The 13,657-nt window shown below is 36.5% G+C and carries 5 protein-coding genes; all 5 read right to left on the bottom strand.

The window, feature by feature from the left end; translation table 11 throughout:
* Nucleotides 1-124: 124 nt before the first annotated feature.
* Nucleotides 125-2,575: a pectate lyase family protein gene (locus J0383_RS20995; RefSeq protein WP_207295902.1), complete on the bottom strand. Its 2,451-nt coding sequence runs from the start codon at nt 2,573-2,575 to the stop codon at nt 125-127.
* Complete coding sequence (locus tag J0383_RS20990) at nt 2,572-4,902, bottom strand: DUF5703 domain-containing protein (RefSeq protein ID WP_239023125.1); 2,331 nt, start codon at nt 4,900-4,902, stop codon at nt 2,572-2,574. Before J0383_RS20990 ends, J0383_RS20995 begins: the two co-directional genes overlap by 4 nt.
* 144 nt (nt 4,903-5,046) lie before the next feature.
* Complete coding sequence (locus J0383_RS20985; RefSeq protein ID WP_207295901.1) at nt 5,047-6,471, bottom strand: sialate O-acetylesterase; 1,425 nt, start codon at nt 6,469-6,471, stop codon at nt 5,047-5,049.
* Between the two features lie 112 nt (nt 6,472-6,583).
* Complete coding sequence (locus tag J0383_RS20980) at nt 6,584-9,970, bottom strand: glycosyl hydrolase (protein ID WP_207295900.1); 3,387 nt, start codon at nt 9,968-9,970, stop codon at nt 6,584-6,586.
* A gap of 322 nt (nt 9,971-10,292) precedes the next feature.
* Nucleotides 10,293-13,643: a glycoside hydrolase family 2 TIM barrel-domain containing protein gene (locus J0383_RS20975; RefSeq protein ID WP_239023124.1), complete on the bottom strand. Its 3,351-nt coding sequence runs from the start codon at nt 13,641-13,643 to the stop codon at nt 10,293-10,295.
* Nucleotides 13,644-13,657: the final 14 nt, after the last annotated feature.

Genomic DNA, 13,657 nt, shown 5'->3' with positions numbered 1-13,657 from the left:
TAATTTTGAACCATATAAGTCATATAAGTTCATTTAAACAAAACTTTTCCAATTTAACCAGATTGATATAAGCTCATTTAAGTAAAACTTAAAATTTCTTATATGACTTATATGGTTTAAATATTTACTTCACGAAGAAATTAATGGTTTTGCTCATTGAATCTCCATCAGCATCTTTTACTGTCAGTACGAATGATGCAAATCCTTTGTCTGAAGCAGTAAATTGAATTTCTTTTCCTTTTAAACTTACTTTACCGTTTTTAACTTCAGGGAAAGTATAAACGGGTTTGTTGTCGTATCCTTTGAAAAAATCAGCAACAGCTAAAGATTTTTTATCTTTTAAATTGATAAAATAATGAGGCTGAGCCAGCCAATCTAAGTAATTATCCAATTGTGTGAAACCGTCTTTATCAACATCTGAGTTCGCATCTGAGAAATCTCCTGCTGGTGAGTTTTCGTTTAAACCAAAAGCTTTTTCCCACCAGTTTGGCAATCCGTCATGATCGGTATCCCAATCTGCAGGACGAGTTTCTGACGGAAAATTTGGCCATCCTCCAGCATCTTCTTCACTGTCAATCATTCCGCCATAACCGCTTTTACTTCCTTTATAAGTATATGTTCCCTTTAAAGTTTCCTCTATAATTCGGTTATCGTGTTTATCAAAATACGGCTGATTTGCACCAACATCTGAAAGTACATTTTTATAAGCTCCTTTAGCCGATTGTGTATTTACATAAGATTCAAAAAAAGGTTTGTTTACGAAAGTTTCATACTCCACTTTCTCCTTATTGGTTACAGTAAATTTTCTGCCTTTGTCCTGTGTTTTCTCATCAAAATAACCCGGCATAACATTTCCATCAAAGTAATAACGCTGCATTCCTTTCCCAACACCTTCATGTTGTGCATTCAAAGCCACAAAAATCTTAGTTGAAGCTCCTGCTTTGTAATAGTTATTTACAAAGTTTACTTCGTTCGCACCACCGTCTGTGGCTCTTTTTCCCCAATTATAAACTACGTTATTACGAATATCCAATCTTCCAGTATAAAATCCGTCACCGCTTAAACCACCGCCAATACTCCAGTTACGGCCTTCGTTGTGAGCCAACAAATTGTGATGAAAACTTCCGATATCACCGCCAATTGTTGCCGCATATCCGTGCATTTTTCCTGCTTCGTATTTATCGTGTCCTGCCACATTTAAAGCCTCAGAAATTAAAGTTCGCTGCAATGTGATATGATGCGCGCCACGGGAACTAAACGATTCATCAATAGTCCAGCTGATGGAACAATGGTCGATAATACTAAAATTAGCGCCCGTTAATCCCATTCCGTCAAACGTTTTTCCACCACCAATTCTCACTTTCAAAAAGCGGATAACGCCGTCATCTCCCGTTAATCCAATCGGTGCTCTAGTAACGGTAATTCCTTCTCCCGGAGCAGTTTGACCTGCAATCGTGATATACGGCTGATTCACAACCAATCTCGAAGCCAGTTTAATATTTCCCGAAACATTAAAAACAATCGTTCTAGGGCCAATTTCCTGATTAATAGCATCACGTAAACTTCTTGGGCCGTCATCGTTTAAATTTGTAACTTCGATTACTTTTCCGCCACGTCCTCCAACAGCATAACGTCCGTAACCTTCAGCACCCGGAAAAGCCAATTGAGCAGGTTTAAACGACCAAACATTTCCTAAAGTAACTTCGCCATTAGTATCGACTTCATCTACTCTCCAATAATACGTTGAACCGCTGTATAAATCTGTAACAGAGAAACTCTTATCAGCCAATTTTCCTTTGAATTCTTTAGATGATTCTGTTGCATTTGCCACCGTATTTTGATCTAAACCGAAATACAATTTATGAGCTACAACATTTTTTGGAGCATCCCATTTTAAAATCACATTTTTAGTCACTTCAACATGTTCATCTCTGTTTTTTGGCTCTGGAGTGCGTGCCTGATTCATCAAGTTTGGTGTATCGATTTCAAAACCGTTAACTACAATTTGTTTTACAACATCTGGATTATTGGTTGGGTCAATTTCAAAACGAACAATTACATCTTTTCCTTTTTCTGCATTGAATGAAATATACGCCATTGATGCATCCACTTTAGCATTGGCTCTCTGACTCGCATTTACAGTTTCTTGAAGTTTTCCGTTTATAAAGATTTTAATCGGTGAAAATGTTTTACCTGCAATGACATCAAATGCATTGTGAAAGGTCAAAAGTGTATGTTTCCCTGCTGCCAAACCACTAATTTTCAGTTCTAAATTTTCAGATGTAACCAATCCGTCAGAACCTAACCTATTGTAATATGGAGCACTCATTCCGACCTTGTACCATTTTGAAGTAAAATTTCCTTTTAACTTAAAGGTGACTCCATTAAAAGTTTTTTGGTCTTCTTTGTTTTCATTAATTATCCACGAATCGTAACTCGGATCGTGAACTTCTTCTAATCGTCTTTGGAAAAAGTCAAAATCGACTTTTACAATTTGTTTATCAGCATTTTGTGCCTGACCGTTTGCTGCTAAAAGCGTTGCTAAAGCAAAAGAGCCAATTAATTTTTTAATCATTTTATGGTAATTTTTTCTGTTTCTGATTTTCCAATCAGGTTTATAATGTCTTTTTTTCTTTCTTCTGGAACTACTTTCAAAACCTTTACTTCTCCATTAATCAATTCAGCTTCAATCGTAGTATTTTGTTTCGCATGTAGTTTAAAATGAACATTCCATTCTTTCGGCCAAGCTGGAAAAAGATAGATTTTTCCGTCTGCTTCCTGCAAAAGCATTTCCTGCATGCCAATCATTCCCGAACCGCCCCAATTGTGATCTGGAACCCAGTCAAAACCTGGTCCCCAAAATGCTGGAAAACGTCGTTCTGAATTCGCCATTTTCAACGTATTGTATTTTGCAGCTTCATCGGTCAATCCTAAACGAGCAGCGAAAATATTGTCTTGTTTCCACCCCACGTGGCTTCTGAATTTTAAAGCATCAGTGTCGTATTTCCATGTATTCAAAGCGGTTTCTAAATCAGGTTTTCCAACGCCATAAATGCCCCACGGATAAACGGGATACAATTGTGGCACTTCTGAATTATTAACACGTTCCCAAGTTTTCGCAGGAAGCAAAACTTTATGATTTTCAATCTGCCCAAAATTCAAAGGCGGAATTCTCGTTTGAAATGCTATTAAATATTCACTATCTTCTTTGGATAATTCATTGGCAGAAAGGTTTAAAAGCTGTTCTGTAATCACTTGTAAAGCCGAAATCGTACTGTTTGAATTATTAGTCATCTTATACGTTTCTGCTCCTGAACCGGGATATAAAACTAATTTTCCATTTCCGTCCAAAGCTTTTCTGCCTCTTTGTTTGGCTAAATATTGGTAATGTTCATCAAAAAAACGAAGACAGCTTATGATAAATGGATTGTATTTTTGAATCTCTTCTTTAGCATATTCTTTCTGCTGTAACATCATTTGGCAGAACTCCAAAACGGTGTCCCATTCGTATTCTAACCAAGCATTGTATTCCATTCCCGGATCGTAATCTGCAGGACGTTTCCATTCGTATTCTGCTGGATTTGGCAATCCGAAATTTTCTAATTGTTCTGTAAATGATGCTCCGTTGTGTTTCCAGTAGCCTTTACTGCGCAATTCGGCATTTTTTTGAAGACTTACATAATAATCCAATTGTGATTTCATCATGTCAAAATCACCGCTTTTTACCATCGGAAAATAAACCAATCGCTGGTTTTGAGCTGTCATCGTTCCTCCGCCCCAATTTCTAAAATCGGGTGTGAAATTTAAGTCTTTATTGGTGTAAACAGGATCAACCGTAAAAAGTCCGCCGTTGAATTTAGTTGGATATTTTCCGTATGCATTGCACCCCAACATATATCTAAACAACTGATAATTCTGCCCAATTTGATAAACCGAATCCTTCTCAATCGATTGATTTTTTTGTGTAAAAATAAAACTGCGGTTCCAGAAATTATTCCACCATTTTATAGTGTTTTTTTCTGCTTGTTTTGCTGTGTTTTTGTTCGAAGCAATCAAACTTTGCAAACCATTATTCCAATTTGAAAAGTCTGATTGACTGGTATTTAAATAAATTTCTAACGAATGTTTTCTTGAAGGTTTTGCACTCGTTAATTTAAAACCTTTGAAATCGGTATCCTGATATTTTCCTAAATAAGTTCCATCAGGTTTTAAATTATCACCTTTCATGAATCCACCGAAAGTCAAATTCGCAATCGGATTCATCATTTGATCTTTAACCGATTCCATTTTCTGCTGTTTTACAGCAACATCAAAAACGGTTTGTTCGCGATTTCTGTGATAGAATTTAAGTCCGTTATTCTCAAAAGCAATCGAATCTTTAAAGATGACAACATCACTCTGAGGTGCCCATTTATAAGAATTAGCATTATTTTCTTTTCCTTTTGAAATACGGTTCTGATGGCGCCAGCTTTCATAAGAAGCCGTCATTTTCAGCGGATTTTTGCTTTCTAAATCGACATGAATAATTGGTTTAAAAACATCCACCCAAAGTTTGATTTTCGTATCATTCTGACCAACTAAAACGTAACCGTCTTTTAGTTTTAATTCCTGACGAAAACCTGCTGCCCCTTCAAACGGATTTGGACTTAAAGTAATTTTTACTCGACCTAATTTCAGTAAAGTATTATGTTCGTCAAAAGTCCCGCTTCGCGAAAAATAGAAATACAAATTTCCTTTCTCGACCCAGACATTTGCACCAATATCACCGCCGCCCAAAGGCATAGATTCTGATGAATTATTGCTCTGCGTTGTCCAGACCTGATTGTAAGTGTCAAGTACAGGAATTTGCGCTTTAAGGCAAAGCATCGTGAAGAGAAAAAATAGAAGTATTAAATTTTTCAACTTATTAATTTTTATATAGAATACTATTATTGAACCATATAAGTCATATAAGATAATTTAAGCCAAGCTTTAAATAACAAACTTATATTTCTTAAAAAACACAAAGCTTACATTTACTTATATAACTTATATGGTTTAAAAATTTTACCAATCATCAGTTCTAAACGAAGAAACCGGCAAACCTCCTGCGCTAAATAATTCCGCTTTAGCGAAATCTTTCCATAAATAACGCACTGCAACGGGTTTAGTCACTTTATCAGAAGTCAAAACCACCGATTTTCGCCTTACAACCGTTTTTGCAGGATAAAAAACTTTATCTTCTCCTGCTATTTGAAAACCTGTCACTTCTTTATCGTAAGACGTAATTCCGTTGGCCACATGATCAAAAGAAACTGTTACAGCGCCATCTTTGATTTCCATGCTTTTGTATTTCGGACTTTCGAATTCAAAACCTTCCATTCCGTAAGTTCTTGCCAAAGCTTGAAAAGCCAAACGGTTTCCTCCTTTTTCCTTGTCCATTGGATGAATATTATTTTCTTCTCCAACATCCATTAAAACTGCCATTGCCGAATTCGGAATTTCCTTAGAAGCCTTAAACTGCGCCTCTCTCAAATAAGCCGAATTGTATTTTTCCAAATAATCTTTTGGATGAAATGAAGCATAATTAAAAGGTGCAATCTGAGCGAAATAAAAAGGAAATTCTCCTTGATTCCACATTGTTCTCCAACTGCTTACCATTTTCTTCATTAAAGCGGTATATTCACTTGCTCTTTCGTAATTTGATTCTCCCTGATACCAAATACAGCCTTTGATTCCGTAACCAATTACAGGCGAAAGCATGCCGTTAAACAAAGTCGTTGGAACACGATTTGGGTCTTTTGCCAATTCTTCTTTTGTGGTCGGAATTTTAGCGCTAGCGAAATCTTTCAGCATTTCCGCATTCATCCATGCTTCCATACTTGAACCTCCATATGAAACGTGAATCAATCCAACCGGAACATTTAAAACTTCTTGTAAAAGCGATCCGAAATACCAAGCCGTTGCACTAAAATTGGAGGCCGATTTTGGAGAAGCTTCTTCCCATTTTCCTTCGAAATCGTCTTTTGGTTCCAAAACCGTTGCACGCGGAATCGTAATTAAACGAATGTTTTTATTGGTTGATCTTATAATGATTTCGTTTCCATTTTTAACTGGCTGTCCCTGAAAACCTTTTAACGGCATTTCCATATTAGATTGTCCTGAACAAAGCCAAACTTCACCAATTAAAATGTTTTTGATGATTACTTTTTCTGTTCCTTCTGTTACTTCAATTGTAAATGGTCCGCCTGCTGTTGGCGTTTGCAATGCTGTTTTCCATTTACCAGAAACATCGGCTTTTGTTTTGTAAATTTTAGAATTCCATGATGTTTTGATCGTGACATTGGCATTCTTTTCTGCCCAGCCCCAAATTGGTGCGTTTGATTTTTGTTGCAGCATCATATTGTCTGTAAACAATGCTGGCATTTTGATTTTTGCATTGATTTGAAGGCTTGATAAAGCAACCACAAATGCAATAATTGAATTTCTCATTTTCGTTGTGTTTTATTAGCCACGAATTCACAAATTAATCTCAAATCTGATAATAAAAAATTCGTGAATTACTTCGTCCGTTCGCTATCGCTCGGGTCGTGGCGAAAAAAAATTATTTTTCTTTTACAATACTTACTGGTCCCAATAATCCCGCTTTTAGCAATGGATTTCCTTCCAATCTAAATGGCGCTGTTGTCCATGTCAACCTATCTTCTTTTGGCAGTTTTTGATCGCCAATTAATCGGTTCGCCCACGTATTCGTTACTTTTATTACAATTGTATTTTTTCCATTTTGTAAGGCATTCGAAATATCTGTTTTGAATGGAAAAGTCCAAAGGGTACCGCAGTCTTTTCCATTGATGGAAACTTCTGCTATATTGGCAATTTCTGCTAAATCGAGCCAGATTTTCCTGGTATCTTTTCCTTTCCAAACAAACTCTTTTTTATACACTACAGTTCCTGAATAATACTTAATTTGGTCATTTTCAGAAGTGCTCCAATCAAAAAGTTTATTTGTTTTTACGACTTCTTTCGGGCCTTTAAATTCTGGATCAAATTGAAGTTCCCAGTTTTCATCTAAAACCTGAACTTTTTCAAATTCGGCTATTTTTCCTTGAGCTAAAACTTCTTTCGTTTCTTCTTTAAAAATCACAAAACCAGATTCGTTTGCCTCTAAAGTTAAGGAAACAATTGTTCTTCCGTTTTCTATTTCCCAATTGGTTAAAGCTGAAGTTTTATCCGTAACAGGATTGTACCATTGTGGCATTTTTCCAGCTATTCTAAATGAAGCCTCAAATGTTCTTTTTTGTTCTTTTTGATTCGAAAGAAAATATACTTCTTCGTTATCTGCTTTTCGGTGCGCCCAAGCAATCGTTTCTGAATCAGCTCTGTTTAGATTTGGAAAATAAACATCTTGTGTGATTCCGATTGAAGCAAAATCGTTTCCTAAATAAGGCAATTTGACAACCGTTCCTTTTCCGATTTTCCAATAAGATGAATTGGCGTTATTCCAAATTTCATCAATTAAATTCTGCCATTTCTTTTGATCTGTTTCTGATTGAATTCCTGGCTGAATAGTTGGTTTTTCATCTACAAAAATCGTCGCTCCATCTTTTAGTAATTGCAGGATTTTTTCGGCGGAAGCCAAAGACAAAATTTTATTTGGCGCCATTTTATGACTTCCCGGAAACAGTAAAGCTCCATATTCGATTCCGCCATCAAAAGTTACTTTTCCGTTTACGACTTTTGCTCTATTGATTAAAACATCAGCGTTAAAGGAATCGTATTGATAACCATTAAGCGGATTAATCCATTGCGACAAATCAGTGATGTTTTTAGAATACGTCACTTCTTTCGGCATTTTTGCAGTCGGCTGACCTTCATTTTCTAAACGGGTTTTCTCGCTTTCCAATCTTTCCTTTCCAAAAACATTCGGAATAAACGGCACCAAACGATCTGGCACAAATGAACGTGAAGGAAAATCTTCGCCAATAAAAACCGCCAAATCAATTACAGGTTTTCCTTTCTGCAATTGAAATTGTACTCTCTGGCAATAGTCAAACCAAGCTTTTCCGGGTTTCCACCACGTTTGATCTCTTTGAAAAAAAGTTCCGATATCGTCTAAAGTCATTCCTGGTTTTCTATCCGTCCACGGATTATGTACAAAAACGTGATAAAATAAACGGTTGATTCCTAGAGCATAATTTCGGTCTGCTGTTGTTTTTAGATTTCCTGGATGTTCGTCCCAATCCATTCGCAAAGCCGTGAAAGATTCCGCCTGAATAATATCTTTTCCATAAATATGTCCGCCCGAAATGGCATCCACCATATCAAAAGGTTTGTCGTGTGTTGGGCTTTTCAGCCAAAATTCACCACCCGGATAATCGACATATTTATAATGCAATAAAGCATCGCTCATCATGGTTGGCGCAACGTTTTCAGAACTTAACTTAACGTTATATTCTTTGGCAATTTGAGCGACAGTTCCGTAGAAATTATCTGCCACTAAATCGCCAATTGTTTTTCTAACATCGTATAAAACTTTCTCAGAGAAATCAGCACTTTCTATTGGAATTCCAGCCATTACAGGAAGATATTCGACAATATCGTAACCGCGTCTCTTTTTAAATTCAGCCTGAAAAACCGAAGACCAGTTCTGGCTTCCGCATTCCCAGCTGTCAAAATGAAGAATTGCCAAAACTCTTGAAGCCAATTCAGGACCAGCAGAACGAACGGCTTCTCCAAACCAATGATCTAGTTGAAAACGAATTAATTCGAGATTAAATTTATCTACTTCCAACCCTTTTCCTGCCCCGCCCGTTGCATTTTCATGACCTGTAGAAGTATGTCCCATTCGGATAATTTTCCATTTTCCTTTTGGCGCTTTCCAATTTAGATTTCCATCAGCATCCACAAAACTCGAAATATTGATAATTTCTGATTTTTTGAATGCATCTGAATTCGGAATTTCTTTCTCCGTTGTTTCTGGAGTCAAACGCCAAATTGATCCTGATTTTCCTTCGTAATTATTAATTAAGGATTGATTTGAAAGTGTAATTTTACTCACTTTCAGATTTTGTTTCCATTTCGCAAAATCCAAATCTTCTGCTCCTGGTTCTGTTCCAATTGGATCATAAACAAATCTGAAATATTTTGCTGTAACAGGCGTAATCGTATGCGTATTTGGAAAATCCATATCCTGCCAGCCGTGACGTGGCGCGATCAATCTTTCGTGGAACTTAAAATGAACTCCATCATCGCTCACTTCCACAATTAAACGCTGTGCCTGATAGTCTCTTCCTTTGGTTTCAATTACAATCGATTTGCAGGTAAAAGGCTGTACAAATTCGTACTGAATCCAACCTGCCTCTGCAAATTTGAAGTTTTCGTCTTTCTTCGGATCAGCCAAAAACGAAGCATCAGAATTGTTTGATGTCGTTACTTTTGGCATTTGAATCTGAGAAGTCGTTTGATATTCTTTTATCGGAAGAGCAAAAACCGCAATGTCATTATAATAATCTTTATAATGCTCTGGAACTGGCAGTTTTGAAGCGACTTTTTTTCCTCCTAAAATTTCTGTCGTTGACCAAACTACTTTTTGCATCGACATTTCAGGTTTAATCCATGGGCCACCTGCAACCGCAAATCCGTCGGCTCCGTGAAAAGCGAGTTTCAAACCTAAACGATCCGCTTCTTTGAAAGCCCAACGAATCATATCCCAAAATTCAGGCGTCAGCTGTAAAACCGGCGGATCTATCAATGGCGGATTCGCTGGCCCTTTAATGGTCATTAAATAAGCGCCTGCAATTCCGTTTTGTTTCATGGATTCTAAATCGGCTGTGATTCCTGCTTTAGAATAGGCCGATTTCATCCAATACCAATACACCCAAGTTTTGGAGGATTCTAGTGTTGGCTGAAATGATTCTTTTTTATGGACTTCCTGCGCAGAGACGAAGCTTGCGAGAAGAAGGATAAAAAAGAGGTGTTTTTTTTGAAACATTTTAATCGTTTTATTTCGTTTGTAAACCCAACAGGTTTTTGAAACTTTCGGGTTTGGTATATTTATAACATAGCCAATGGTTTCAACCATTGGACGAAACGTGATTTTACATTACGTTTCCCAAGGTTGAAACCTTGGGCTATGTTTGATAATTTGTTAGTATTACGCATTTTTGTCATTTCGACGTAAGGAGAAATCACACTAGAAACTCCTCAACGTTTGTCTTCAATCTGTGTCGAATCCCGCGTGTGATTTCTCCTTACGTCGAAATGACAAACTATATCTTTAATTTTTAATTCTCAATTTTTAATTGCCAATTAATCTAATACTTAAACTTCTTCAAACTACTTTCCAACTGATTCTTCGAACCGTTGAAAGGCATTAAATAAAAACTGTATTGATAATTTCCTGATTTAATTTGATATTGTTCAATTGGCTGTGCTACAATCGTCCAGCTGTCGTTTCCTCCAACTCCCATTTGCATTAAATCGATGTTCAACGTCAAAAATCCTGGATCTTTTAAATCATACGTATGACCTGATGCACTTAAGTTTTCTTGTGTATAAGGCCAAGCGCTCATACTTAAAACTTTGTCATCATTAACTACCATAAAACCTTGATTTTTTTGCGGAGTTGTCAATGCCATCCATCTTACATCACATCGGTTTCCGTTTTCTTGCGGTTTTGGATAATGTTCGATAAAGTCATTAATTGGAAGCGAATATTTACCAACAAATGAGCCGAAACTTCTGTCGCTATAATTCTCCAACTCCCCTTTTCCGTACCACGAAATCTGATCGAATTTTCTTTGAACTCCCATCTGCATTCCGATTTTTGGAAGGTTTGGCAGTTTGTCTGAAGCTTTTAAGCTGTAATCTACTTTTATAACTCCATTCTCATTGATTTTATAAGCAACTTTCACTTTCGCACTGTCTTTTATAATTTCATATTCACTTGTAATTACAGTACCATCAATTCCAATTCCCATTGTTGTACTTAAAACTTTTGGTTTTGCTTTGTACCATTGTTTTAATAATTTTTGGGACTTCCATCCTCTTTTATCATTATCAGTTAAAGGTCTAACAAAGTTTGGAAGTAAAGGAGCAAAAACTTGTTCTTCCCCTTTAAAAATATAGGAAGTTAAAGCTCCATTTTCTTTGCTGATTTTTACTTCAAAAAATTTCCCTTTAACTTGGAAATCAAAATCTGTTTCAGTTGTTTTATACGCTGAATCTTTTTCATTTCTAAAATCAATTGAAGCTTCTTTCTTTTTCAACTGAAATTGATCTTCAGCAACCACATATCCTTTTGAAGCCCAAAGTTCATCTGCTGAAAGCTGAAATTCAATATTTAAAAGATATTCAGCATCGCTTTTCATTTTTGGAAGATATCCACTTATATCTAATGTTGTCGATTGTCCTGCTTCTACTTTTAAAGGTTTTAAAATCTGAGTTTTGATTACATTTCCGTTTTCCAACACTTTCAAAACTGGAATATATCCTTCTAAAGATTTAACCGCCTGACGATTTTTAATTTCTAATTGATTTCCTTTTAAAGTCGAAATCGCTGGCTGATAGACCCATTTATTTTCAAAAATCGAACCTTTTGGTTTTCCGTTAGAATCAACAATTCCTTTTGTATTGAAATTTCCGTCATGAAATTTTTCTCCAAAATCCCCGCCATGAGCGAAATAATTCTGACCTGATCTAGAATCATATTTTACCAATCCTTGGTCTTTAAATTCCCAAATACAGCCTCCAATAACTCTTGGAAGCGAACGAAATTCATCCCATAATTCTTTTAAATTTCCAACTGAATTCCCCATCGCATGAGAATATTCTACGAAAATAATAGGACGTGCATCTTTCTTTTGATCTACTAAAAATTTCGGTGTGAAAACGCCTGGATAAAAACGGCTGACCATATCAACATACGAATCATCTTGCGGATTTTCGAATCGGTAAGCGTGATCGATAGTTTTTGGATATCTCGGATCAAGCGGGTCAATGTAACCGTCTAATTTTGCATTTCCTTGTGCTGGTTCATAATGTACGGGACGCGTAATATCGAAATCGTGAACCCAACCCGACATTGCTGCGTGATTTGGTCCTTTTCCACCTTCGTTACCCAAACTCCACATTACCACAGACGGATGGTTTTTATCACGTTCTACCATTCTGATCATACGCTCCATATAAGCATTTGTCCATTGTGGATCGTTACTTAATTTACCGCCAATTCCGTGGGTTTCTTGATTAGCTTCATCCATTACCATGATTCCGTACTGATCGCATAATTCGTAGAAATAAGGATCGTTTGGATAGTGGCTCGTACGTATGAAGTTGAAATTGAATTTCTTAATCGTCGTGATATCTTGTTTAATGTCTTCTCTCGTAACGGCTTTTCCTCTTGTTGGATGGTGATCGTGACGGTTTACGCCATACACATACGTTTCTTTTCCGTTGATGAGCATTTTTCCGTTTTCTTTCGAAAATTCAATCGAACGAAAACCGACTTTACAGCTTTTGGCTTCTGTAACCTTTCCGTTTTTATCTTTTATCGAAATAACCAAAGTGTACAAATTCGGTTCTTCTGAACTCCATTTTTTAGGATTTTTAATATTTTCTTGGAAGAATCCGAAGCGAACATTGTCCAAACGAGGATAACTTTCGTTGATTAAATCGATCACAGGCCTTTGAAGCGGTTCTTTGAATATTGCCGTATTATTCGCATCGTACAATTGAACATTCATCGTATAATCTTTGATTTTTTCGCCTGTCAGATTTTCTACTTTTGGTCTCAGTTTGAAAATCGCGTCTTTGTATTCTTTGTCCAATTTGGTTTGAACAAAGAAATCTTGAATACGTAATTTTGGCTCCGCCATAATGAAAACTTCACGCTGGATGCCGCTCATACGCCAATGGTCCTGATCTTCTAAGTAAGAACCATCTGTCCAACGAATTACACGAACCGAAACTATATTTTCTCCTGCTTTTAAATAAGGTGTAATATCAAATTCTGAAGGTAAAAAACTATCTTCTCCGTATCCTAAAAATTCTCCGTTCAGCCAAACTTCAAAACCTGAACTTACGGCACCAAAATGTAGTGTAACTGTCATATCTTTCCAGTTTTCAGGAACGGTGAAAGTTCTTTGGTAAGAACCAACTCCATTATAATCTTTAGGAATATAAGGCGGATTTATGGGTCTAAACGGATAAACGGCGCTTTTATAAATTGGGTTGTCATACCCTTTCATTTCCCAGTTGGAGGGCACTTCGATTTTATCCCAACCTGAAACGGTATTTTTATAAAAATCTTTTGATGCTTCTTTTAAGTTTACTGCGTATTTAAACTTCCAATCGCCATTTAGCATTTGGATTCTGCTTTTGGTTCTGTCGCCTTTTAAAGCGTCTTCAACACTTGTGTACGAATAGGCTGTTGCTCTCGACGGTTGTCTGTTGATGCTTGTTATTGTTGGATCTTCCCACGGCGCAAATTCGTATTTTTTATGAAGTTCTGGAACTCCTGCAGGCTCTCCTGTTACGGATTGTGCCTGCGCTACGTAAAACGTGAATAGTAAAATGTAAAATGCAAACGTCGCAAATCGAAATTTGAAAAATGGATTTTTGTATTTTGTTTTTGACGCTAACATTGGTTTTATATTTTGTTTCATTATTATTTGGTTCA

It is taken from the genome of Flavobacterium endoglycinae, assembly GCF_017352115.1.
Taxonomy (GTDB): Bacteria; Bacteroidota; Bacteroidia; order Flavobacteriales; family Flavobacteriaceae; genus Flavobacterium; species Flavobacterium endoglycinae.
This window is presented reverse-complemented; position numbering and strand designations above follow the sequence as displayed.